Genomic DNA, 24,728 nt, shown 5'->3' with positions numbered 1-24,728 from the left:
GGCTTGTCTCCGTTCTTTTCTTCTGGGGTGGGAATGCGTCAGCGCTGCCGCAGGCGTCGGCGTATGGGTTCGACGATCGCCGCGTTGTCGGCGCCCAGCACCGGCGGTGCCGTGACCTCGAGCGCGCGTTCGCCGTCGAAGCTCACGGGCGAGCGGATGGTGCGCCAGTCGCCGCCCTCGGGATGGGGCGCGCTGACCTCGAGCTGCAGGTGGCGTGCCTGCGGGTCCTCCATGGCCTCGCGCGTGTCGTACATGGGCGCATGCGGCACGTCCTCGGCCTCGAGCCGCGCGCACCAGTCGGCGCGCGTGCGCGCGCGAAACAGGCCGTCGAGCAGCGCGATCAGATCGTTCTGGTGCGCGATGCGGCCCTCGCGCGTGGCGAAGCGCGCATCCTGGAACAGGTCGGGCCGCTCGATCGCGTTGGCCAGGCCCTGCCAGAACTTCTCGGGCGAGGACATGTGCAGCGCGATCCACAGGCCGTCGGCGCACTCGAGCACGTACGACTGCGAGACGCTGGGCCGACTGAACGGACCCATGATCTCGTTCTCGGAGAAGTAGTGGGTGAAGGCGTCGAGGTTGAAGTGGCACATGGCCTCGAGCATCGAGACCTCGACCTTGCGGCCCTGGCCGGTGCGCCCGCGCTCGACCAGCGCGCCGAGCACGCCGTAGGCCGCGTAGAAGCCGGTCATCGCGTCGGCCACGGCCGGGCCCACCACGCGCGGATTGGCCGGGTTCACCAGCAGCTTCAGGAAGGCGCTGGCCGCCTGCGCCACCGTGTCGTAGGCCGGGCGCGCCGCGGCCGGGCCGGTCTGGCCGAAGCCGCTGATGGCGCAGTAGACCAGCCGCGGATTGAGTTCGCGCAGCCGCGTCTCGCCCGCGCCCAGCCGCTCGGCCGCGCCGGGGCGGAAGTTCTGGATGTAGACGTCCGAATCCTTCACCAGCTCGTCGAACACCGCCGCGTCCTCGGCCAGCTTGGGGTTGAGCGTGACGCTGCGCTTGTTGCGGTTGTAGGTCTGGAAGTGCGGGCTGTAGAGCCCGCCGCGGAACGACCGGAACGGATCGCCGCTGCCGGGCTGCTCCACCTTGACCACCTCGGCGCCGAGGTCGGCCAGGAACATGCCGGCCGCCGGCCCGGTGATGAACGTGCCTTGCTCCAGCACCTTGATGCCGCTGAGGACCTTGTGCACTCGTGTGTCTCCTGCTGTCGTGTCTTGTCATGCCCTCGCGGGATGGGAGCGAACTCTATGCAGGCGGCCCGATTTTTAACAATGATGGTTTTGCATGGATACCATCGATGGCATCGATCGTTCGACGCAACGGAAGGCCTCCATGGAACTGCGGCACCTGCGCTACTTCAGCGCCCTGGCCGGCTCGCTCAACTTCACGCGCGCGGCCGAGCGGCTGCACGTCACGCAGTCCACGCTGTCGCACCAGATCAAGCAGCTCGAGGAGGAGCTGGGCCGGCCGCTGTTCGACCGCATCGGCAAGCGCGTGGCGCTGACCGAGGCCGGCGAGGCCTTCCTGCACCACGCCACGCGCGCGCTGCAGGAGATCGACCGCGGCCTCGGCGCGCTGCGCGAGGACCCGCAGGAGGCGGCCGGCGAGCTGCGCATCGGCTCCACCCACACCTTCAACCTCGGCTTCATTCCCGACTGCATCGCGGGCTTCCAGCAGCGCTATCCGCGCGTGCGCGTGATCGTCGACGAGCTCGCGGCCGACCTGATCGGCCAGCGGCTGCAGCAGGGCACGCTCGACCTCGGCATCGCCTACCGGCCGGCCCAGCCCGGGCCGCTGCAGTTCGAGCCGCTCTACAACGAGGAGATGGTGCTGGTGGTGGCGCACGACCATCCGCTGGCGCGGCGCAAGCGCCTGCGCATGGTCGAGCTGCACCGGCTGCCGATGGCGCTGCTGCCCGCGAGCTTCGCCACGCGACAGATGCTCGACGAGTGCTTCCGCTCCTGCGGCGCCGAGCCGCAGGTGGTGGCCGAGATCAACACGCTGGCGCCGATCATGGGCTTGGTGGCGAAGACGCGGCTCGCGGCCATCGTCTCGGCCAATGCGGTGCTGCCGAACTCGGGGCTCGCGACCGTGCGGCTCGAGAGCCCGACGCCGGTGCGCACGCCCGGCATGCTGTGGGCGCCGAAGGCGCGCGAGGCGGCGCCCACGCGCGCCTTCGCGGCCATCGTGCGAAAGATGGCGTTCCGCACCAGCATGCTCGAGCGCAGCGACGGCTAGCCAACGACTGGCACCATTTGCAACCGCTGTGGCGCGCATTGCTACCTTCCGCGCCTTGTGTACCAGGCAGGCCGGGCCCATCTGCCGGACAATGGATCCCGCTTTTCCATCCTCCCGCGACACCAGAGACAAGCCATGAAACTCCCCACCCGCGTCCAGATCGTCGACGTCGGCCCGCGCGACGGGCTGCAGAACGAGAAGCAGCCGGTTTCGGCCGAGACCAAGATCGGCCTGGTGCACCGGCTGCAGGACGCCGGCCTCGAGGAGATCGAGGTCACCAGCTTCGTGAGCCCGAAGTGGGTGCCGCAGATGGCCGACAACGCCGAGGTGATGCACGGCATAAAGCGCAAGCCCGGCGTGCGCTATTCGGTACTCACGCCCAACCTGAAGGGCTTCGAGGCCGCCATCGCCGCGCCGCGCGAGGAATGGCCCGACGAGATCGTGGTGTTCGGCGCCGCCAGCGAGGCCTTCAGCCAGAAGAACATCAACTGCTCGATCGCCGAGAGCATCGAGCGCTTCGCGCCCGTGGTGGCCGCGGCGCTCGACAAAGGCATCCGCGTGCGCGGCGCGATGTCGTGCACGGTCGGCTGCCCCTACGAAGGCGAGATCGCCCCGGCCAAGGTCGGCTACCTCGCGCAGTTGATGAAGGGCATCTGCGTGCAGCGCGTCGACGTGGCCGACACCATCGGCGTGGGCACGCCGCGCAAGGTGCAGGCGGCGATGGAGGCCACGCTGGCCCACTTCGGCGTCGACGCCATCTCCGGCCACTTCCACGACACCTACGGGCAGGCGCTGGTCAACACGCTGGCGGCGCTCGAGCTGGGCGTGTGGAACTTCCAGTCCTCCTCGGCCGGCCTCGGCGGCTGCCCCTATGCCAAGGGCGCGACCGGCAACGTGGCGACCGAGGACGTGGTCTACATGCTGCACGGCATGGGCATCGAGACCGGCATCGACCTCGACAAGCTGATCGACGCCGGCGTCTACATCAGCGAGGCGCTGGGCCGCGAGCCGAACTCGCGCGCCTCGAAGGCGATCCGCACCAAGCGCGCGGGCTGAGCGTCTTCAGCGCCCGAAGGCGCGCAGACCGAGCAGCACCACCACCGCCACGGCCAGCAGCACCGTGGTGCATTGCCAGAACAGCACCGGCCGGCGCTCGATCAGCGCCGGCATTCGCGCGCGCAGGAACTCGGCGCCCGGTGACTGCAGGTCGTGCGCGAACTCCGACACCGCCTGCTGCCGCTTCGCGGGCTGCGGATGCAGCGCCTTGTGCAGCACCGCGTCGACCCAGGCCGGCAGCTCGGGCCGGAAGTGGCGCAGCGGCACATAGCGCAGGCGATGGGCATCGGCCGCGCCGCGGATGCGCGACGCCTGCAGTCCGTAGGGCAGTTGGCCGCTCAGCATGCGGTAGGCGATCACGGCCAGCGAGAACAGGTCGGAGCGCGCCGTGCCGCCCTGGCCCGTGAAGTACTCGGGCGCGGTGTACTGCGGCGTGCCCTCGATCGCGAGCGCGCGCGGCTCGCCGCCGCCGTCGTCGAGCCCGGCCACGTGGGTGGCGCCCAGGTCGATCAGCTTGACCGTGCCCGCGCGGTCGATCATCGCGTTCTCGGGCCGCAGGTCCTGGTGCAGCATCTCCTTGCCGTGCATGGCCTGCAGGCCGCGCGCGAGCTGCGCGACGATGGCGCGCACGCTGTCGAGCGAGGGCCGCGGGTGGTCGACCATCCACTGCGCGAGCGTCTGGCCTTCCACGTACTCCATCGCCACGAACAGGTGGCCGCGTGTGCGCTCCAGCGGCCAGGCCTTGAGCACGTGCGGGCTGTCGATGCGCCGCGCCACCCATTCCTCGAGCACGAAGCGGTCGAGGTAAGCGGCGTCCTCGCGCAGGTCCACCGAGGGCAGCTTCAGCACCGCGGGGCGGCCGCTGGCGTCGTCGGTGGCGAGGTAGACATGGCTGCGCGAACTCAGGTGGATCTCGCGCACCAGCGTGAAGCCCTCGAAGCGGTCGCGCGGCGCCAGTACCGGCGGCAGCGCGAGCCCTTCGCGCTCGAGCGCCGGCGCCGACGCATCGGGCGCGGGCAGCTCGTCGATGCGCAGCAGCTGCACGGTGGCATCGTCCTGGCCGCCGCGCGCGCGGGCGATCTGCACCAGGCGCAGCGCGGCCGCGTCGAGGTCGCCGACGCAGCGCACCAGTGCGTCGTTCACGGCGGCGGCATCGAGGTGCGCATGCGCGCCGTCGGTGGCCAGCAGGTAGACCTCGCCGGCCTCGGCCTCCCAGCAGCGGTAGTCGATCTCGACGTTGGGGCCCGCGCCCAGCGCGCGGCCCAGGTACGACTCCACCGACGAGACATGCACGCGGTGGTCGTCGGTGAGCTGCTCGAGCGCGCTCGCGTGCACGCGGTAGATGCGCGCATCGCCCACGTGCAGCAGGTGCAGCTCGCGGCCCTTGAGGATCAGCGCGCTGAAGGTGCAGACGTAGCCGCTGTCCTTGTCGAAGCGCGCGTCGCTGCGCATGGTCTGCGCATGCAGCCAGGAATTGGTGGCGCCCAGCACGCGCTGCGCCGCGCGGCGTACCGACCAGGCATCGGAGGTGGCGTAGTAGTCCTCGAGGAAGCCGCGCACGGCGGCCGCGCTCGCGACCTGGCTCACGCGGCTCGAGCCGATGCCGTCGGCCAGCGCGAGCGCGATGCCCTTGGCGGCGCGCTGCACGCCCTCGGGCAGCATCGCGCCATGGAAGTCCTGGTTGACCGCCGACCCGACGCCGGCCAGCGAGTGCTGGCCCAGCGTGACGCGCGGCGGGCGCCCGGCGGCCATGGGCGCGCGATCAGCCGGCGACGCGCTTGGGCGCCGTCTTGTAGTGCGTGGCGTAGAGCGTGAGGCCGACGAAGCTCAGGCCGCCGACGAGGTTGCCGATCACCGTGGGCAGCTCGTTCCAGATCAGGTAGTCCATCAGCGTGAACTTGCCGCCGAGCATCAGGCCGGTGGGGAACAGGAACATGTTGACGATCGAATGTTCGAAGCCCATGTAGAAGAAGATCATCACCGGCATCCACATGCCGATCGCCTTGCCCGAGACGGTGGTCGACATCATGGCCGCGACCACGCCGGTCGACACCATCCAGTTGCACATCACGCCGCGGATGAACAACGTCAGCATGCCGGCCGCGCCGTGCGCGGAGTAGCCGACCGTGCGGCCCTCGCCGATGTGGCCGAGCCGCTCGCCGATGGCGTTGGGCGCCTCGCTGAAACCGAAGGTGAAGATGATCGCCATGAACACCGCGACCGTGAGCGCGCCCGCGAAGTTGCCGACGAACACCAGGCCCCAGTTGCGCATCACGCCGCCCCAGGTGGCGCCGGGGCGCTTGTCGAGCACCGCGAGCGGCGCCAGCGTGAAGACGCCGGTCAGCAGGTCGAAGCCCAGCAGGTACAGCATGATGAAGCCGACCGGGAACAGCATCGCGCCGACCAGCGCATTGCCGGTGTTGACCGTGATGCTGACCGCGAAGGCCGCCGCCAGCGCGAGGATGGCGCCGGCCATGTACGAGCGGATCAGCGTGTCGCGCGTGGACATCAGCAGCTTGGATTCGCCGGCATCGACCATCTTGGTGACGAACTCGGCGGGGGCTAGATAGGCCATGGGGATCCTTGGGAAGAAATGGAATGCCGGGGAGGGGAGCGCGGCTCAGGCCAGCGCGACGAGCACGCGGCCTTCGTGCTCGCGCACCGCATGCGCGCGCACCGAGTGCTCGGGCGCCTCGAGGCATTCGCCGCTGCGCAGGTCGAAGTGGTTCTTGTAGAGCGGCGAGGCGACCACGACGCGGTCGCCGAGGCTGCCGACCAGCCCGCGCGAGAGCACGCTGGCGCCGGCCTTCGGGTCGACGTTGTCGATGGCGTAGAGCGTGGCCTCCTGGCCGACGCGGAAGATCGCCACGTGCACGCCCTCGACCAGCGCGCACACGCCGGTGTCGGGCAGGATGTCGGTGGCCGCGCACACGGCGGTCCAGTGCAGGTCTTGCTGGGTCATGGGGCTTCCTCTTTCGTTGTCGTTCTTCAGGCCATCGAGACGTCGGCCGCCTCGCTGCGCTCCTCGGCGCGCGCGGGCCGCTTCTGGCCGCGCTCGCTCACGAACACGATGTGCTCGTCGGGCTTGTCGCTGTTGACGAAGGAGCGGAAACGCTGGCGCGTGGCCGGGTCGTTGACGGCGGTCTTCCACTCGCACTGGTAGGTGTCGACCACGGCCTGCATCTGGGTCTCGAGTTCGGCGTGGAGGCCCAGCGTGTCCTGCAGCAGCACGCCCTTGAGGTAGTCGAGGCCGCCCTCGAGGTTCTCGCGCCAGGTGCTGGTGCGCTGCAGCCGGTCGGCGGTGCGCACGTAGAACATCAGGAAGCGGTCGATCAGCCGGATCAGCTCGGCCTTCGACAGGTCGCTCGCGAGCAGCTCGGCATGGCGCGGCTTCATGCCGCCGTTGCCGCAGACGTAGAGGTTCCAGCCCTTGTCGGTGGCGATCACGCCCACGTCCTTGCCCTGCGCCTCGGCGCATTCGCGCGTGCAGCCCGAGACGCCGAACTTGATCTTGTGCGGCGCGCGCAGGCCCTTGTAGCGGTTCTCGAGTTCGACCGCGAGGCCCACGCTGTCGTCCACGCCGTAGCGGCACCAGGTCGAGCCGACGCAGCTCTTCACCGTGCGCAGCGACTTGCCGTAGGCATGGCCCGACTCGAAGCCGGCCGCGATCAGTTCTTCCCAGATCGCGGGCAGCTGCTCGACGCGCGCGCCGAACATGTCCACGCGCGCGCCGCCGGTGATCTTGGTGTAGAGGCCGTACTTCTTCGCCACCTGGCCGACCGCGATCAGCCCGTCGGGCGTGACCTCGCCACCCGGCATGCGCGGCACCACCGAGTAGGTGCCGTCCTTCTGGATGTTGCCGAGGAAGTAGTCGTTGCTGTCCTGCAGCGCGGCCAGGTCCTTCTTGAGCACGAACTCGTTCCAGCACGAGGCGAAGATGCTCGCGGCCACGGGCTTGCAGATGTCGCAGCCCAGGCCCTTGCCGTGTTTCGCGAGCAGGTCGGCGAAGCTGCGGATCTCGCCCACGCGGATCAGGTGGTAGAGCTCCTGGCGCGAATAGGGGAAGTGCTCGCAGAGGTGGTTGTTGACGGCCATGCCGCGCCTGGCCATCTCCATCTTCATGACCTGCGTGACCAGCGGCACGCAGCCGCCGCAGGTGGCGCCCGCCTTGGTGCAGGCCTTCATCGCGGCCGGGGTGCAGGCGCCCTGGCCCACGGCCTCGCAGATCTGTCCCTTGCTGACGTCGTTGCACGAGCAGATCTGCGCGCTGTCGGGCAGGGCCTCGACGCCCAGGCCCGGCTTGGCCTTGCCGTCGCTCGAGGGCAGGATCAGGAACTCGGGATCCTCGGGCAGCGCGATGCCGTTGAGCGCCATCTGCAGCAGGGTGCCGTATTCGGCGGCATCGCCCACGAGCACGGCGCCGAGCAGCAGCTTGCCGTCCTCGCTGACGACGATCTTCTTGTAGACCTTCTTGCGCTCGTCGATGAACTGGTAGGCGCGCGACTTCGGCGTCCTGCCGTGCGCGTCGCCGATGCTCGCCACGTCCACGCCCATCAGCTTGAGCTTGGTGCTCATGTCGGCGCCGGTGAAGGCGGCTTCCTGCTCGCCGGCGATGTGGCGCGCCGCCACGCGCGCCATGTCGTAGCCGGGCGCGACCAGGCCGAAGGTCTGCTCGTTCCACGAGGCGCATTCGCCGATCGCGTAGACGTCGCGGTCGCTGGTGCGGCAGTGGTCGTCGACCGCCACGCCGCCGCGCGGACCCACGGCCAGCAGGCACTGGCGCGCGAGCTCGTCGCGCGGGCGGATGCCGGCCGAGAACACGATCATGTCGGTCTCGAGGTAGCTGCCGTCGGCGAACACCATGCGGTGGCGCGCGGCGGCGCCGTCGACGATCTCCACCGTGTTGCGGCCGGTGTGCACGTGCAGGCCCAGCGCCTCGATGCTCTCGCGCAGCGCGCGGCCGCCGCCCTCGTCGACCTGCACCGCCATCAGCCGCGGCGCGAACTCCACCACGTGAGTCTCGAGGCCCATGTCGCGCAGCGCCTTCGCGCATTCGAGGCCGAGCAGGCCGCCGCCCACCACCACGCCGCTGCGCGAGCGCGCGCCGCATTCCTTCATCGCCTCGAGGTCCTCGATGGTGCGGTAGACGAAGCAGTGGGGCCGGTCGCGGCCCGGCACCGCAGGCACGAAGGGGAAGGAGCCGGTGGCCAGCACCAGCTTGTCGTAGGCCACGACCTCGCCGTCGGCCGTGGTGACGGTGTTGTTGCGCCGCTCGACCGTCACTGCGCGCGCCGCGAGGCGCAGCGTGAAGCCGCTGCGCTCGAAGAAGCCGGGCTCGACCAGCGAGAGGTCTTCGGCCGTCTTGCCCGCGAAGAACTCGGACAGGTGCACCCGGTCGTAGGCCGGCCGGGGCTCCTCGCACAGGACGGTGACTTCCGCGCCGGGAATGCCGAGCGCGTGGAGCTGCTCGAGGAACTTGTGGCCGACCATGCCGTGGCCGATGACTGCGATTTTCATGCTGAGGTCCTGCGGGGGCAGCCGGTCCTCGGATGCAGGCCACCGGGGCTGTCGGGGCGACAGCGGCAGGGGGCCTCCGCGACGGAACGGATGCGAATAATCGGATGGACAAACGAATCCGGCGGCTCATCGCCATCGGCTCGCTCGAACCCCGCCGTCGTTAGCGGAGGCACTGCGGACCCACCCAGGCCGGGAGGTCCGCGATGGGGTCGAGCAATATCCATGCCGCCGAAAAAGACCGGTGGCGGCCCGTGCGCGCACCGCAATCGCACCCAAAGTGGCGCGGCCGCGGTGCGGTGCTGCCCGCATTGGTGCGGTGCCCGAAAGGGTGGCCGCGCGGCGGCGGCGCCGGGGCCCGGGGCTTTTTCGTATGCTCGGGTGCCTGCAACGCGGGGCGCACGCCCCCACGAACTCCGAAGACCCAAGCCATGTGCGGCTCCGAACTCCATTCCCTTCCCGACGGTGTCCAGCGCGTCGCGCGCGTGCTCCAGGACGCCGGCCATCCGCATGCGCCGCGCATGCTCGACGACGCCTGCCGCACCGCGCAGCAGGCGGCCGACGCGCTCGGCATCGCGGTCGGCCAGATCGCCAAGAGCATCATCTTCCGGCGCAAGAGCGACGAGGTCGCGGTGCTGGTCATCACCTCGGGCGACAAGCGCGTCGACGAGAAGAAGGTCGACGCGATCGTCGGCAAGACCGGCCGCGCCGATGCCGACTTCGTGAAGGCGCGCACCGGCTTCACCATCGGCGGCGTGTCGCCCGTGGGCCATGTCACGAAGCCCGTGGTGCTGATCGACCGCGAGCTGTTCCGCTTCGAGGAGATCTGGGCCGCCGCGGGCCATCCGCATGCGGTGTTCCAGCTGCGCCCGCACGACCTCGAGACGCTCACGGGCGCGCCGGTGGCCGACGTGGTGGTGGCCGCGGCGTGAACGTCGCCGAAGCGCAGGCCCTGGCCGACCGCGCCGCCGAACTGCGGGGGCTGGCCGAGCCGGTGCCCTCGCCCTGCAGCTCGGTGTGCCGCATGGACCGGCTCAGCGGCTTCTGCGAGGGCTGCCTGCGCACCATCCCCGAGATCGCGGGCTGGAGCCGCATGGAGGACGACGAGCGGCGGCAGGTCTGGTGCGCGATAGAGTGGCGGGCCCGGGCCGGCATCTGGCGGGCGCCGGCCATCGGAGACATCGACGCATGAAGCACATCGACTTCTACCTGGACTTCATCTCGCCCTATGCCTACCTCGCGTTCGAGCAGCTGCCGCAAACGCTCGAGGGCCTGAGCTACAGCGTGGACTACCGCCCGGTGCTGCTGGGCGCGGTGCTCAAGGCGCACGGCCAGCTCGGGCCGGCCGAGATTCCCGCCAAGCGCGGCTGGACCTACCGCCACGTGCTATGGCTGGGCCACCAGCACGGCATCGAGATCGCGATGCCGGCCTCGCATCCCTACAACCCGCTCGCGCACCTGCGGCTCGCGCTCTCCACCTCCGACGACGGCCGCGTGAGCCGGCTGGTGGCCGAGACCGTCTTCCGCCACGTCTGGCGCGGCGGCCTCGAGGCGGCCGATCCCGCGCGGCTGGCCGCGCTCACCGCGCAACTGCAACCGCGTCGCGATGCCGGCAGCGACGAGAGCAAGGCCCTGCTCCAGCGCAACACCGCGGACGCGGTCGCGCTCGGCGTGTTCGGCACGCCGGCCTATGCGGTCGACGGCCGGCTGTTCTGGGGCTTCGACGGCCTCGCGATGCTGCGCGCCTACCTCGCGGGCGATGCCTGGTTCGACGGCCCGCAATGGGCCGAGGCCGACCAGCGGCCGGCCCTGCTGCGCAGCAGCAAAAACTGAGCATCCGCAGCATCGGCGCTGCATTTCTTACAGGCTGAAACGTGCGTCGAGGGTTTCACCTTAATCCGTAAGCGCCCGTTCAGTTTCGCGAAAGGCTCGGGTCAGTCGCGCCTCCAAGAATGCCCCACGGTCCCGAATTCGGGCGCCGCATGAACGCATACACAGGAGACGATCAATGGCAGCCACACTAGATTCACGGGGAGTGCCGCATCCGGCCCCCCGGCCCATGTCGGCGGAGGAGAAGAAGGTCATCTTCGCTTCTTCGCTGGGAACCGTGTTCGAGTGGTACGACTTCTACCTCTACGGCTCGCTCGCGGCGATCATCGCGAAGCAGTTCTTCAGCGGCCTCGATGCGGGCGCGGCCTTCATCTTCGCGCTGCTGGCCTTCGCGGCCGGCTTCCTGGTGCGTCCGTTCGGCGCCATCGTGTTCGGTCGGCTCGGCGACATGATCGGGCGCAAGTACACCTTCCTGGTCACGATCCTGATCATGGGCCTGTCGACCTTCATCGTCGGCCTGCTGCCCAGCTACGCGACCATCGGCGTCGCGGCGCCGGTGATCCTGATCGCGCTGCGCATGCTGCAGGGCCTCGCGCTCGGCGGCGAGTACGGCGGTGCCGCCACCTACGTGGCCGAGCACGCGCCGCACGGCAAGCGCGGTGCCTACACCTCGTGGATCCAGACCACGGCCACGCTCGGCCTGTTCCTGAGCCTGATCGTGATCCTGGGCGTGCGCGAAGGCCTGGGCGAAGCGGTGTTCAACGACTGGGGCTGGCGCATTCCGTTCCTGGTCTCGATCCTGCTGCTCGGCATCTCGGTGTGGATCCGCCTGTCGCTGTCGGAGTCGCCGGCGTTCCAGCGCATGAAGGCCGAGGGCAAGACCTCGAAGGCGCCGCTGGCCGAATCCTTCGGCGAGTGGAAGAACCTCAAGATCGTGATCCTGGCACTCGTGGGCCTGACCGCCGGCCAGGCCGTGGTCTGGTATTCGGGGCAGTTCTACGCGCTGTTCTTCCTGACCGCGCAGCTCAAGGTCGATGCGACCACCGCCAACCTGATGATCGCCGCCGCGCTGCTGCTCGGCACGCCGTTCTTCGTGATCTTCGGCACCCTGTCGGACAAGATCGGCCGCAAGCCGATCATCATGGCCGGCTGCCTGCTGGCCGTGGTGACCTACTTCCCGGTCTTCAAGATGCTGACCGAGGCCGCCAACCCCGACCTCGCCAAGGCCCAGGCCACGGCCGGCGTGACCGTGACCGCCGACCCCGCGACCTGCTCGTTCCAGGGCAACCCGGTGGCCCGCGAGATCGACTTCCGCAGCTCCTGCGACATCGCCAAGCGCTACCTGGTGCAGAACTCGGTGAGCTATGAGAACGTGGCCGGCGCGCCGGGTTCGAAGGCCGTCGTGAAGATCGGCGACAAGACGGTGGAAGCACCGATCGGCAACGTCGTGAACCTCAAGTTCGACGAAGCCTCCGCCAAGGAGATCGCCGCCTTCAAGAAGGGCGTGGCCGAGGACCTGAAGATCGCGGGCTACCCGGCCAAGGCCGACCCCGCGAAGATGAACAAGCTGCTGACGGTGCTGCTGCTGTTCTGGCTGGTGCTGCTGGTGACCATGGTCTACGGGCCGATCGCCGCGATGCTGGTCGAGCTGTTCCCCACGCGCATCCGCTACACCTCGATGAGCCTGCCGTACCACATCGGCAACGGCTGGTTCGGCGGCCTGCTGCCGACCACGGCCTTCGCCATCGTGGCCTCCACCGGCAACATGTACAACGGCCTCTGGTACCCGATCATCATCGCGGGCATCACGCTGGTGATCGGCACGCTGTTCATCCGCGAAACGAAGGACGTGGACATCTACGCCCACGACTGAGCGCCACGGCGCCGATGAAAGGAGGGCTCCCCGTGCCCTCCGTTCAACAAAGAGGCTTCATGCCGACCCTCGGCATGAGGCCTTTTTCTTGAACTCAGCACTACCCATCTCAGGAGACAGAACCCATGTGGAAAATCGCAGTCGGCTTCGCCATCTTCGCGGCCATCGCGCTGTACGTGATCTCGAAGGCCGGCGACAAGGTCGACATGTCGGGCGAGAAGCACGGCGTGGAAGTGCACGAGCCGGCGCCTGCTGCACCGGCTGCGGCCGCGAGCGCGCCGAAGTAAATCTCCGAAGCGCTGCCTAGCGCTTGAAGCGACCGTCGCTCACGATGGAGAGGTCGACGTACTCGATGCCCGTGTGATCGGTCGGCGAGTAGGAGATGTCCAGCCCGCCACCCGGGTCGTACTGGAAGGCATTGAGCGTGGCCAGCAGCCGTGCGCGCGTGGGCTTCGGCCCGGTGCGGCGCAGCGCCTCCACCAGCACCTTGGTCGCCACGAAGCCTTCGAGCAGCGCGGGCGACAGGTCTTCCTGGCCCTTGGCCTTGGCGAGCGCCAGGGCCTCCTTGATCAGCGGATTGCCGAACGAGCGCTCGTAGGGGAACACCTGCGTGATGATCACGCCGCGGCTCGCGCTGCCGAGGTCCTTGATGAAGCCCGAGGCCGCGTTGTTCGACAGCGTGACCACCTGCGCGGCCGAGCCCGCGGCGCGCAGCGCCTTCACGCCGTCGGACACCGAAGTGCCCGAGCCGATCCACAGCACGGCCTGCGCATTGGCCTCGACGAGCTTCGGCACGATGGCCGCGAAGTCGGGCTTGTTGCGGTCGGCCAGCGCGATCACCACCGGCTTGAGGTTGGCCTTCTCGAAGCCGCGGTTCGCGCCCTCGAGGCCGTCCTTGCCGAAGGAGTCGTCGGCCTGCACCACCGCGATGCGCTGGATGCCCGTGGTCTGCAGGTGCACCACCGCCTTCTCGGCCTCGCGCTGGTAGGTGGAGCGCACGTTGAAGATGTTCTTCTGCACCGGCTTGTGCAGCGCCATCGCGCCGGTCGACGGGCCGACCAGCGGCACGCCGTGCTTGTCGAGCAGCGGGATCACCGCGAGCGTGTTGGGCGTGCCGCGGTTGAGCAGCAGCGCGACCACCTTCTTGTCCTCGATCAGGATGCGCGAGTTCTCGAGCGAGCGCTTGGCATCGAGGCCGTCGTCCATGCGGATGACCTCGATCTGCTCGCCGTTGATGCCGCCCTGGGCATTGACCTGGTCGATGACCAGCTGCGAGCCCATGATCGTCTCCTTCACGCTGGCCGCCACCGGTCCCGACAGGTCGGCCGACTGGCCGATCACGATCTGGGCCGAGGCGCCGGTCGCCGCGAGTGCGAGCAGCAATGCGGCGGCGCGCAGGCGCGGGATCCTTTTCTTCTTCTTCATCGACAAAACCTTTCCCGTCGGGATTCGTGTCCATGTCAGCAAATGCAATTATGTGTAGCTAGACGTGACATGCCATTCCTCGTGCAAACCCTGTCAAACCGTTGTTTGCAAAAGCAAAAAGCCGGGCGCTGGGCCCGGCTTCGTCGAGAGGGAAAGGCGGCGCTTCAGCGCTTGAAGCGGCCCTCGCTGATGATCGAGAGGTCGGCGAAATCGATGCCGCTGTGGTCCTGCGGCGTGTAGCTGATCTCGAGGCCGCCGAGGTCGTAGTCGCGCAGGCCATCGAGCGCGGCCACCACGCGGGCGCGCGTGGGCTTGGGGCCGGCGCGGCGCAGCGCCTCCACCAGCACCTTGGCCGAGGCGAAGCCCTCGAGCGCCGCGGGCGAGAGCTCGTTCTCGCCCTTGGCCTTCGCGAGCGCGATCGCCTCCTTCACCATCGGGTAGCTGATCGAGCGCTCGCTCGGGAACACCTGCGTGACCACCACGCCGCGGCTGGCCTCGCCGAGCTGCTTGATGAAGCCCGAGGAGGCGTTGTTCGACAGCGTGACCACCTGCGCCGCCGAGCCGGCCGTGCGCAGTGCCTTGATGCCCTCGACCACCGCGCTGCCCGAGCCGATCCACAGCACCGCCTGTGCCTTGGCCTGGACGATGGCGGGCACGATGGCCGCGTAGTCGGGCTTGTCGCGGTCGGCCGGCACGGTGGCCGCGGGCTGCGCCTTGGCCTTGCCGAAGCCGGTCATCGCGCCCTCGAGCGCATCGGCGCCGAAGGAGTCGGTCACGTGCACGACCGCGATGCGCACCATGCCGATGGTCAGCAGGTGCTGCACCGCCTTCTCGGCCTCGCGCTGGTAGGTGGCGCGCACGTTGAACACGTTCCTCTGCACCGGCTTGTGCAGCACCATCGCGCCGGTGGAAGGCCCGATCAGCGCCACGCCGTGCTTGTCGAGCCAGGGAATGATGGCCTGCGAATGCGGCGTGCCGCGGCTCATGAAGAGTGCGAGCACTTTTTTGTCCTCGATCAGCGCGCGGCCGTTCTCGCCCGCGCGCTTGACGTCGAAGCCGTCGTCGAGCCGGATCACCTCGATCTTCTCGCCGTGCACGCCGCCCTGTGCATTGGCGGCATCGATCACGAGCTGCGCGCCGCCGATGGTCTCGTTGACGCTGGCGGCCACCGGGCCCGTCATGCCGGCGGTCTGGCCGATCAGGATCTGCGCCTGCGCGGGCAGCCAGACCAGCGCGCCGAGCGCGATCAGGGCCGCGCGCAGGCGGCCGTGCTTGTTCGTCATGTGTGCTCGTCCCTTCTTTTGCGATGGCGCTGCCATCGTTGCAAACCAACGCCTTATTTGTTTCTAAAAGTATTAAATCCACCATTCGGACAAACCCCTGCGCGGCCACCGTCCTTCCAGAGAGGTGCACCGGCGCGTCATGGACCACTCCCTAGAATGTTTGCCCCACCCCCAAGGCACTCATGACACAGGGCTCCATCCGCATCCGTGGCGCACGCCAGCACAACCTCCAGAATCTCGACCTCGACATCCGCACCGGCGAGATGACCGTGGTCACCGGGCCCAGCGGCTCGGGCAAGTCGAGCCTCGTGTTCGACACCCTGTACGCCGAGGGCCAGCGGCGCTACGTCGAAACCTTCTCCGCCTACGCCCGCCAGTTCCTCGATCGCATGGACAAGCCGGCGGTCGACAAGGTCGAGGGCGTGCCGCCCGCGATCGCCATCGACCAGACCAACCCGGTGCGTTCCTCGCGCTCCACGGTCGGCACGATGACCGAGCTCAACGACCACCTGAAGCTGCTCTATGCGCGCGCGGCCGACCTGTTCGACCGCGAGACCGCGCTGCCGGTGCGCCACGACTCGCCCGACAGCATCTACGCGCAGATCGTCGAGCGCGCGGCGGCCGCGGGCGATCCGCGGCTGGTCGTGACCTTCCCGGTCGAGCTGCCCGCGAGCACCACGGCCGACGAGGTCACGCAGTGGCTGTCGGCCAGCGGCTTCACGCGCGTGCAAGCCGAGCGCGAGGTGGCCACGCCCACCGGTCCGCGCAAGGTGCTCGACGTGGTGGCCGACCGCTTCCGCGCCTCGAGCGCCGAGCGCTCGCGCGTGGTGGAGGCGATCGAGGTCGCGCTCAAGCGCGGCAGCGGGCGCGTGACGGTGCATGCGACCGGCGCCGAAGAGAACGCCGTGGCCGACGTGTGGAAGTTCTCCACCGGCCTGCACTGCCCCGAGAGCGACATCCGCTACGGCGACCCGATCCCGTCGATGTTCTCGTTCAACTCGGCCGTCGGCGCCTGCGACACCTGCCGCGGCTTCGGCCGCGTGATCGGCGTCGACCTCGGCCTCGTGATCCCGAACGACAAGCTCACCCTGCGCGCGGGCGCGATCAAGACCATCCAGACCCCGGCCTGGAAGGAGGCGCAGGACGACCTCATGCGCCACGCCGAGGCCGCCGGCATTCCGCGCGACACGCCGTGGAACAAGCTCACCGCCGAGCAGAAGCACTGGGTGATCGAGGGCACGCCCAACTACAAGGAGGGCAACTGGAACAAGCAGTGGTACGGCATCCGCCGCTTCTTCGGCTACCTCGAGAGCAAGGCCTACAAGATGCACATCCGCGTGCTCTTGTCGAAGTACCGCAGCTACACGCCGTGCCCCACCTGCGCGGGCGCGCGGCTCAAGCTCGAAAGCCTGCTGTGGCGCATCGGCAGCAAGGAAGACGCCGACGCGGTGCTGCCGCCCGAGAAGCGCTTCATGCCCATCGGCGTGAAGTGGACGCGCGCCCAGCTCGAGGCGCTGCCGGGCCTGTGCCTGCATGACCTGATGCTGCTGCCGATCGAGCGGCTGCGCCAGCTGTTCGACCGCATGACGGCCGGCGGCATCGCCACGGCCGGCGAGGCGCAGCGCTCGAGCGCGGCCGGCGAGGTCCAGGCGCTCAAGCTGCTGTTCGAGGAGATCACGACCCGGCTGCGCTACCTGCACGACGTCGGCATCGGCTACCTCACGCTCGACCGCCAGAGCCGCACGCTCAGCGGCGGCGAGGTGCAGCGCATCAACCTCACGACCGCGCTCGGCACCTCGCTGGTCAACACGCTGTTCGTGCTCGACGAGCCCAGCATCGGGCTGCATCCGCGCGACATGAACCGCATCACCGAGGCCATGCTGCGGCTGCGCGACGCGGGCAACACGCTGGTGGTGGTCGAGCACGACCCGGCCGTGATGCTCGCGGCCGACCGCGTGATCGACATGGGCCCGGGCCCCGGCGCGCGCGGCGGCCAGATCGTGTTCGACGGCAGCACCGACGCGCTGCGCGACGCCGACACGCTGACCGGCCAGTACCTGGGCGGGCGCAAGAAGATCGGCATGGGCTTCAAGCGGCTGGTCAGCGAGAACACGCACCGGCTCATCCTCGAGGGCGTGCGCGAGCACAACCTCAAGGACATCAGCGTGGAGTTCCCGCTCGCGCGCCTGGTCTGCGTGACCGGCGTCAGCGGCTCGGGCAAGTCGACGCTGGTGCAGGACGTGCTCGCGCCCGCGCTGATGCGCCACTTCGGCAAGGCCACCGAGACGCCCGGCGCGCACGACCGCCTGCTCGGCGCCGACCACCTCGGCGACGTGGTGTTCGTCGACCAGTCGCCGATCGGCAAGACCGCGCGTTCCAACCCCGCGAGCTACGTCGGTGCCTGGGACGCGATCCGCGAGATCTTCGCCACCGCGCCGATCTCGCGCCAGCGCGGCTACACCGCGAGCAAGTTCAGCTTCAACTCGGGCGACGGCCGCTGCCCCACCTGCGGCGGCTCGGGCTTCGAGCACGTCGAGATGCAGTTCCTCTCGGACGTCTACCTGCGCTGCCCCGACTGCGACGGCAAGCGCTACCGGCCCGAGATCCTCGAGGTGCGCATCGAGCGCCACGGCAAGAGCTACAACGTGGCCGACATCCTCGAGCTGACCGTGGCCGAGGCCGCGGCGCTGTTCGATGCCGATCGCGACGTTCTGCGCGTCTTGCAGCCGATCTCCGACGTGGGCCTCGATTACGTGAAGCTGGGCCAGCCCGTGCCCACGCTGTCGGGCGGCGAGGCGCAGCGCCTCAAGCTCGCGGGCTTCCTGGCCGAGGCCGCCAAGGGCGCGACCTCGAGCAAGCAGGCGGTGGCGCGCAAGGGCACGCTGTTCCTGTTCGACGAGCCCACCACCGGCCTGCACTTCGACGACATCGCGCGCCTCATGCGCGCGCTGCGCAAGCTGCTCGACGCCGGCCATTCGCTGATCGTGATCGAGCACAACCTCGACGTGATCCGCGCCAGCGACTGGTGCATCGACCTCGGCCCCGAAGGCGGCGAGGGCGGTGGCCAGGTGGTGGCCGAGGGCACGCCCGAGCAGCTGCGCGAGAACCGCGCCTCGCTCACGGGCGCCGCGCTGGCCGACTACGAGCTCGCGATCGGCCCCGGCGCCTACAAGGTGGCCGAGCGCGCGGCGCGCCGCTACATCGCGCAGGCCAAGAAGGCACCGGGCGCCGACGCGGTCGAGATCGTGAACGCGCGCGAGCACAACCTCAAGAACCTCAGCGTCAACATCCCGCGCGGCAAGTTCAGCGTGGTCACGGGCGTGAGCGGCTCGGGCAAGTCCACGCTGGCCTTCGACATCCTGTTCAACGAAGGCCAGCGCCGCTATCTCGAATCGCTCAACGCCTATGCGCGCAGCATCGTGCAGCCCGCGGGCCGGCCCGAGGTCGATGCCGTCTACGGCATTCCGCCGACGGTGGCGATCGAGCAGCGCCTGTCGCGCGGCGGCCGCAAGAGCACGGTGGGCACCACCACCGAGGTCTGGCACTTCCTGCGCCTCTTGTTCGTGAAGCTCGGCGTGCAGCACTGCGTGAAGGACGGCGCGGCCGTGCAGCCGCAGACGCCCGACAGCATCGCGGCGCAGCTGATGCGCAACTTCAAGGGCCAGCACATCGGCCTGCTCGCGCCGCTGGTGAGCAACCGCAAGGGCGTCTACACCGAGCTGGCCGACTGGGCGCGGCCGCGCGGCTTCACGCACCTGCGCGTCGATGGCGACTTCCTGCCGACCGCGGGCTTCCCGCGCATCGACCGCTTCAAGGAACACAGCATCGAGCTGCCGGTGGCCAGCCTCGACGTGCTGCCCACGAACGAGAACCAACTGCGCGAGGCGCTCACGAAGGCGCTCGAGCACGGCAAGGGCGTGGTGCACGTGCTCAGCGAGATGGACGGCCTGCGCGCCGCCATGATGGCCGGCGTGACGGCCGCCGGCATCGGCCGCGTCAGCGTGTTCTCGACCCTGCGCGCGTGCCCGGTCTGCAGCACCAGCTATGCCGAGCTCGACCCGCGCCTGTTCAGCTACAACAGCAAGCACGGCTGGTGCCCCGACTGCGTGGGCACCGGCGTCAAGCTCAGCAAGGAGCAGCGCAAGATCTTCGACGACTCGGTGATGGCCGACGACCAGAAGGGGCGCGAGCAGACCTTCGCCGAGCCCGACGCCGAGGACGTGGGCGACGTGGCCTGCCCGACCTGCAAGGGCACGCGGCTCAATGCGACAGCGCGCGCGGTGCTGTTCGGTGGCGGCGCGGTCCATGCGCATGCCGGCACGCCGGGCTGGGGCGAGGGCGGTATCGGCATCACCGAGCTCGCGCGCATGAGCGTGACCGACATCCGCACCTGGTTCGAGAACCTCTCGCTCTCGGGCCGCGAGGCCGAGATCGCGCGCGACCTGGTGCCCGAGATCAAGAGCCGGCTCGAATTCCTCGAGGAGGTGGGCCTGGGCTATCTCACGCTCGACCGCGGCGCGCCCACGCTGTCCGGCGGCGAGGCGCAGCGCATCCGGTTCGCGGCGCAGCTCGGCAGCAACCTGCAGGGCGTGTGCTACGTGCTCGACGAGCCGACCATCGGCCTGCATGCGCGCGACAACCGCATCCTGCTCGACGCGCTGCACAAGCTCGGCGATAAGGGCAACACGCTGGTGGTGGTGGAGCACGACGAGGACACGATCCGCCGCGCCGACCACATCATCGACATCGGCCCGAGCGCCGGCAAGCGCGGCGGCCGCCTGGTGGCGCAGGGCGCGGTGGCCGACATCGAGCAGGCGGCCGAGTCGCAGACCGGCCGCTACCTGCGTGACGCCATCAAGCATCCGCTGCAGGCGCGCCGGCTCATTCCCTCGCCCGACCCGAAGGCGCCCGACAACGGCCAGTGGCTCACGGTGCGCGGCGCCGACATGCACAACCTGCAGGACGTGACGGTCACCGTGCCGCTGCAGCGGCTGGTGGTGGTCACGGGCGTGAGCGGCTCGGGCAAGTCCACGCTCGCGCGCGACGTGCTGCTGGCCAACGTGCAGGCCGTGGTGCAGCAGCGCAGCACCAAGGCCGGCCGCGACGCCGATGCCGCGGGCAAGCGACCGGCCTGGGCCGGCTGCAAGGGCGTCGAGGGCTACCAGAGCGTGGACCGCGTGCTCGAGGTCGACCAGACCCCGATCGGCAAGACACCGCGCAGCTGCCCCGCGACCTACATCGGCTTCTGGGACACCATCCGCAAGCTGTTCGCCGACACGCTCGAGGCCAAGGCGCGCGGCTACGGCCCGGCGCGCTTCAGCTTCAACACCGGCGAGGGCCGCTGTTCGGCCTGCGACGGCGCGGGCGTGCGCACCATCGAGATGAGCTTCCTGCCCGACGTGAAGGTGCCCTGCGAGGTCTGCCACGGCGCGCGCTTCAACCCCGAGACGCTGGCCGTGAGCTGGCGCGGCAAGAGCATCGGCGACGTGCTGCAGATGGAGGTCGACGAGGCGGTCGAGTTCTTCGCGAGCATGCCCAACATCAGCCATCCGCTGCAACTGCTCAAGGACGTGGGACTCGGCTACCTGACGCTGGGGCAGCCCTCGCCCACGCTGTCGGGCGGCGAGGCGCAGCGCATCAAGCTGGTGACCGAACTCAGCAAGGTGCGCGACGACATCACGCGCCGCGGCCAGAAGGCGCCGCACACGCTCTACGTGCTCGACGAGCCGACCGTGGGCCTGCACATGGCCGACGTCGAGAAGCTGATCCACGTGCTGCACCGGCTGGTGAACGGCGGCCACAGCGTGGTGGTGATCGAGCACGACCTCGACCTGATCGCCGAGGCCGACTGGATCGTCGACCTCGGACCCGAGGGCGGCAACGGCGGCGGACGCGTGGTGGCGGCTGCTGCGCCCGAGGAAGTGGTGCGGCTGGGCACGCACACGGGCGTGGCGCTGGCGCCGGTGCTGGCGCGCTGAGGCTTCCTTCGGCCGGCACCAACGCCGGACGGTAGCCCCGAACCGTCGGGCGCGGGGCCTTGCCCCTGCGCTCGACGCGGTCGGGGCCTCGGGCCTCGCCGCGGCCGCGCGCGCGGCGCAGAATGGCTTCGAACCCTTGGCGCAGGCGCTCATCCTGGACCCGCCATGGTGGAACGGATCGGGTGCGGCGCCGGCCGGGGCTCGCAAGGAGTCCTGCCATGACCCGCTTCATCGATGTCCACAGCCTCGTGCGCCTGGTCGACGACACCGGCGTGCCGCAGTTCCTGGGTGCCCTGGCCGATGCGCTGCGCGACGACTTCCTGCGCTGGCGCGAGTTCGACAAGAAGGCCCGCGTGGCCAGCCATTCGCACCTCGGCGTGATCGAGCTGATGCCGGTGGCCGACGACGGCGCCTATGCCTTCAAGTACGTCAACGGCCATCCGCACAACACCGCGGTGGGGCTGCCCACCGTCATGGCCTTCGGCGTGCTCGCCGAGGTCGATACCGGCTACCCGGTGCTGCTGTCCGAACTCACCCTCACCACCGCGCTGCGCACCGCCGCCACCTCCGCCATGGCGGCGCGCGCGCTCGCGCGGCCCGGTTCGCGCAGCCTCGCGCTGATCGGCAACGGCTCGCAGAGCGAGTTCCAGGCACTGGCCTTCCATGCGCTGCTGGGCATCGAGGAGGTGCGCGTGTTCGACATCGACCCGCATGCCACCGACAAGCTGGTGCGCCATCTCTCGGCCTGTTCGCCGATGGAGATCGTGCGCGCGCATTCGGTGGCCGAGGCGGTGCGCGGCGCCGACATCGTGACCACCGTCACCGCCTACCAGGGCCATGCGACGGTGCTCGAGCCCGGGATGATCGAGCCCGGCATGCACATCAACGCGGTGGGCGGCGATTCGCCCGGCAAGACCGAGCTCGACCCCGGGGTGCTGCGCGGCGCGCGCGTGTTCGTGGAGTACGAGCCGCAGACCCGCGTCGAGGGCGAGATCCAGCAGCTGGCGGCCGACTTCCCGGTGCACGAACTCTGGAAGGTGCTGCTCGGCGAGGTGCCGGGCCGCGAGCGGCCGGACCAGGTCACGGTGTTCGATTCGGTCGGCTTCGCGCTCGAGGACTACACCGCGCTGCGCTACATCCACCAGCTCGCCATCGAGCGCGGCGTGGGCCGGCAGATCGCGCTGGTGCCCGAGCTCGACGATCCCAAGGACCTGTTCGGGCTCACGGCCGCGGGCCGGCGCCGGGCCGTGCTGCGGCGTGCGGCATGATGGGCGGCTGTCCAGCCACGGCGCCCGCCGCCGACCCCGTTCCATGCTCACCATCTACAACGACCGGCACGCACTCCACCAAGGCAAAGTCGAGATGTTCCGCGGCGAGCTCGTGCCGTGCTTCGAGGTGCCGGCACGCGCCGACCACGTGAAGGCCGAGATCGAGCGCCGCGCGCTCGGCCCGCTGCTCGCACCCGACTCGTTACCGGACGCGCTGCTCGCCAAGGTGCATGCGCCGCGCTACCTCGACTTCATCGCCGGCGCCTGGGACGAATGGGTGGCGCTCGATCCCGCCAATGCCGAACGCGACGCGCTGCCCTCGTACTGGCCCACGCGCGGCATGCGCACCGATGTGCTGCCCGCGAGCTTTCCCGCGCGCCTGGGCCTGTTCGGCTTCGATGCCGGCACGCCGCTGACGGCCGGCAGCTGGACCGCCGCGCGCCACGGCGCGGCCAGCGCATTCACCGCCGCGCAGCGCGTCGTCGTCGGCGGCGAGCGCGCCGCCTTCGCGCTGACCCGGCCGCCCGGCCACCATGCCGGCGCCGACTTCTTCGGCGGCTACTGCTTCCTCAACAATGCCGCCGTGGCCGCGCAGGCGCTGCGCGACGCGGGCATCGGGCGCGTGGCCGTGCTCGACGTCGACTACCACCACGGCAACGGCACCCAGGCCATCTTCTACGCGCGCGACGACGTGCATTTCGCGAGCCTGCATGCCGATCCCGTCACCGACTATCCCTACTACCTCGGCCATGCCGACGAGCGCGGTGCCGGCGCGGGACTGGGCTTCAACCACAACCTGCCGCTGCCGCGCGGCACCGACTTCGCGGGCTGGCGCGCGGCGCTGACGAGCGCTCTCGCGCGCATCGCCGAGGTGAAGGCCGGCGCGCTCGTGGTCTCGCTCGGCGTCGACACCTTCGAGGGCGATCCGATCTCGGGCTTCAAGCTACGCAGTGACGACTACCTGCGCATGGGCGAGGACCTCGCGCGCGCGGGACTGCCGACGGTGTTCGTGTTCGAGGGCGGCTATGCGGTGGCCGAGGTGGGCGTCAACGCGGTGAACGTGCTCGAGGGCTTCGAGCAGGCCTGAATGTCCTTGCGGCCTTGAGGAAATCAGGGCTGCCCCGGTTGTCTAGTGCCGATCGGCGGGGCCCAATCGCGCTCTTTCAAATTCAGCCGGGACCCCAGCCGCCATGCTCCGCCGCCACACCTTCCTCCGCGCCGCCGCGCTCGCCGCCTGCGGTTTCGCCGCGCCTCTGGCCGCCTTCGCGCAGCAGGCCTTTCCGGCCAAGCCGGTCAAGCTGGTGATCGCCTTCCCCGCGGGCGGCCCCACCGACATCACCATGCGCCAGCTCGCCGACAACGCGAGCCGCATCCTCGGCCAGCCCGTGATCGTCGACAACAAGCCCGGCGCCGGCGGCACCCTGCCCGCGCAGGCGCTGCAGACCTCGCAGGCCGACGGCTACACCATCGCCCAGATCCCGCTCGGCGTGTTCCGCCTCGGCTACACCACCAAGATCAACTGGGATCCGCTCAAGGACATCAACTACGTCATCAACGTGACCGGCTATGCCTTCGGCATCGTCGTGCCCGCGAACAGCCCGTTCAAGACCTGGGCCGACTTCGTCGCCTATGCCAAGGCCAATCCCGGCAAGCTGACCTACGGCTCCACCGGCACCCTGACCAGCCCGCACCTCACCACCGAGCTGGTCGCGCAGAAGGCCGGCATCGAGCTGCAGCACGTGCCCTACAAGGGCAGCGCCGACCTGATGCTCGCCGTGGTCAGCGGCCAGCTCATGGCCGCGGCCGACAGCACCGGCTTCGCGCCGCAGGTCGAGGCCGGCAAGCTGCGCGTGCTCAACACCTGGGGCGAGAAGCGCCTGGCCAAGTTCCCCGACGCGCCCACGCTCAAGGAGCTGGGCTACGACATCGTGCAGAACTCGCCCTTCGGCATCGGCGCCCCCAAGGGCACGCCGCCCGAGGTGGTGAAGAAGCTGCACGACGCCTTCAAGCAGGCGATGGAGGAGCCGAGCTACGTCGCCGCGCTCGGGCGCTACGACATGCTGCCCGACTACATGAGCTCGGCGCAGTACACGAAGTTTGCGCAGGACACGGTGGCGCGGGAGAAGGTGCTGATCGAGAGGCTGGGGTTGGCGAAGGAGAAGTGAGGGATTCTCCAAACGCGTGTCTTTCAGCACTGATTGGTGCGCCTCCACGCAGAGCCGGAATAGCTGGGAGCCAATCCGGCACACAAGACAACTGAAACACT

18 protein-coding genes are annotated in these 24,728 nt (G+C 69.6%); 11 read left to right on the top strand and 7 right to left on the bottom strand.

What is annotated here, in order from left to right:
* Positions 1 to 38 precede the first annotated feature (38 nt).
* Complete coding sequence (locus AC07PU_RS39790) at positions 39 to 1,187, bottom strand: CaiB/BaiF CoA transferase family protein (RefSeq protein ID WP_495323356.1); 1,149 nt, start codon at positions 1,185 to 1,187, stop codon at positions 39 to 41.
* 142 nt (positions 1,188 to 1,329) lie between these two features.
* Here AC07PU_RS39790 and AC07PU_RS39785 point away from each other — a divergent pair, with 142 nt between their 5' ends.
* Positions 1,330 to 2,235: a LysR substrate-binding domain-containing protein gene (locus AC07PU_RS39785; RefSeq protein ID WP_203203003.1), complete on the top strand. Its 906-nt coding sequence runs from the start codon at positions 1,330 to 1,332 to the stop codon at positions 2,233 to 2,235.
* A 135-nt stretch (positions 2,236 to 2,370) separates the two neighbouring features.
* Positions 2,371 to 3,291, top strand: a complete 921-nt coding sequence (locus AC07PU_RS39780; protein WP_495323355.1) for a hydroxymethylglutaryl-CoA lyase — start codon at positions 2,371 to 2,373, stop codon at positions 3,289 to 3,291.
* 6 nt (positions 3,292 to 3,297) lie between these two features.
* On the opposite strand, the gene AC07PU_RS39775 is transcribed toward AC07PU_RS39780, so the two are convergent.
* Genes AC07PU_RS39775 through nirB form a run of 4 tightly spaced genes read right to left on the bottom strand, consistent with a single transcriptional unit; the run spans position 3,298 to position 8,808 of the window.
* Positions 3,298 to 5,043 carry a bifunctional protein-serine/threonine kinase/phosphatase gene (locus AC07PU_RS39775; RefSeq protein WP_495323354.1) on the bottom strand — a complete coding sequence of 582 codons (1,746 nt, stop codon included), beginning with the start codon at positions 5,041 to 5,043 and terminating at the stop codon, positions 3,298 to 3,300.
* A 10-nt stretch (positions 5,044 to 5,053) separates the two neighbouring features.
* Entirely contained in the window at positions 5,054 to 5,866 is an 813-nt protein-coding gene (locus AC07PU_RS39770; RefSeq protein WP_093348160.1) for a formate/nitrite transporter family protein, read from the bottom strand.
* Between the two features lie 45 nt (positions 5,867 to 5,911).
* Complete coding sequence (nirD, locus tag AC07PU_RS39765; protein ID WP_395349961.1) at positions 5,912 to 6,253, bottom strand: nitrite reductase small subunit NirD; 342 nt, start codon at positions 6,251 to 6,253, stop codon at positions 5,912 to 5,914.
* Positions 6,254 to 6,279: 26 nt separating this feature from the next.
* Complete coding sequence (gene nirB, locus AC07PU_RS39760) at positions 6,280 to 8,808, bottom strand: nitrite reductase large subunit NirB (RefSeq protein ID WP_495323353.1); 2,529 nt, start codon at positions 8,806 to 8,808, stop codon at positions 6,280 to 6,282.
* Positions 8,809 to 9,236: 428 nt separating this feature from the next.
* Between nirB and AC07PU_RS39755 the strand changes: the two genes are divergently transcribed.
* The 5 genes from AC07PU_RS39755 to AC07PU_RS39735 all read left to right on the top strand — a co-directional run bounded on the left by AC07PU_RS39755 (position 9,237) and on the right by AC07PU_RS39735 (position 12,795).
* Complete coding sequence (locus AC07PU_RS39755; RefSeq protein ID WP_093348151.1) at positions 9,237 to 9,737, top strand: YbaK/EbsC family protein; 501 nt, start codon at positions 9,237 to 9,239, stop codon at positions 9,735 to 9,737.
* Positions 9,734 to 9,997, top strand: a complete 264-nt coding sequence (locus tag AC07PU_RS39750) for a DUF1289 domain-containing protein (protein WP_495323351.1) — start codon at positions 9,734 to 9,736, stop codon at positions 9,995 to 9,997. Before AC07PU_RS39755 ends, AC07PU_RS39750 begins: the two co-directional genes overlap by 4 nt.
* Positions 9,994 to 10,638, top strand: a complete 645-nt coding sequence (locus AC07PU_RS39745) for a 2-hydroxychromene-2-carboxylate isomerase (protein ID WP_495323350.1) — start codon at positions 9,994 to 9,996, stop codon at positions 10,636 to 10,638. The genes AC07PU_RS39750 and AC07PU_RS39745 overlap by 4 nt, the downstream gene beginning before the upstream one ends.
* A 175-nt stretch (positions 10,639 to 10,813) precedes the next feature.
* Entirely contained in the window at positions 10,814 to 12,508 is a 1,695-nt protein-coding gene (locus AC07PU_RS39740) for an MFS transporter (RefSeq protein WP_495323349.1), read from the top strand.
* 125 nt (positions 12,509 to 12,633) lie between these two features.
* Entirely contained in the window at positions 12,634 to 12,795 is a 162-nt protein-coding gene (locus tag AC07PU_RS39735) for a hypothetical protein (RefSeq protein ID WP_172705265.1), read from the top strand.
* A 16-nt stretch (positions 12,796 to 12,811) separates the two neighbouring features.
* Here AC07PU_RS39735 and AC07PU_RS39730 read toward each other — a convergent pair whose 3' ends face one another.
* Both AC07PU_RS39730 and AC07PU_RS39725 read right to left on the bottom strand, forming a co-directional pair.
* Positions 12,812 to 13,933, bottom strand: a complete 1,122-nt coding sequence (locus AC07PU_RS39730; RefSeq protein WP_296781176.1) for an ABC transporter substrate-binding protein — start codon at positions 13,931 to 13,933, stop codon at positions 12,812 to 12,814.
* A gap of 164 nt (positions 13,934 to 14,097) precedes the next feature.
* Complete coding sequence (locus AC07PU_RS39725; protein ID WP_495323348.1) at positions 14,098 to 15,216, bottom strand: ABC transporter substrate-binding protein; 1,119 nt, start codon at positions 15,214 to 15,216, stop codon at positions 14,098 to 14,100.
* Between the two features lie 182 nt (positions 15,217 to 15,398).
* On the opposite strand from AC07PU_RS39725, the gene uvrA reads away from it, so the two are divergent.
* From uvrA to AC07PU_RS39705, 4 genes are all read left to right on the top strand, one after another.
* The gene (gene uvrA, locus AC07PU_RS39720) at positions 15,399 to 21,194 is read left to right on the top strand and encodes an excinuclease ABC subunit UvrA (RefSeq protein WP_495323347.1); all 5,796 of its coding nucleotides are present in this window, start codon (positions 15,399 to 15,401) and stop codon (positions 21,192 to 21,194) included.
* Between the two features lie 218 nt (positions 21,195 to 21,412).
* On the top strand, positions 21,413 to 22,462 hold the full coding sequence (gene ocd, locus AC07PU_RS39715; protein WP_093348135.1) for an ornithine cyclodeaminase: 1,050 nt from the start codon (positions 21,413 to 21,415) through the stop codon (positions 22,460 to 22,462).
* Between the two features lie 43 nt (positions 22,463 to 22,505).
* Positions 22,506 to 23,549: a histone deacetylase family protein gene (locus tag AC07PU_RS39710; protein WP_495323346.1), complete on the top strand. Its 1,044-nt coding sequence runs from the start codon at positions 22,506 to 22,508 to the stop codon at positions 23,547 to 23,549.
* A 103-nt stretch (positions 23,550 to 23,652) separates the two neighbouring features.
* The gene (locus AC07PU_RS39705; protein WP_495323345.1) at positions 23,653 to 24,627 is read left to right on the top strand and encodes a tripartite tricarboxylate transporter substrate binding protein; all 975 of its coding nucleotides are present in this window, start codon (positions 23,653 to 23,655) and stop codon (positions 24,625 to 24,627) included.
* Positions 24,628 to 24,728 lie beyond the last annotated feature (101 nt).

It is taken from the genome of Variovorax sp. GW821-FHT10D07, from assembly GCF_059415325.1.
Note: the sequence above shows the minus strand (reverse complement) of the source record. Positions and strands in the feature narration are given on the sequence as shown.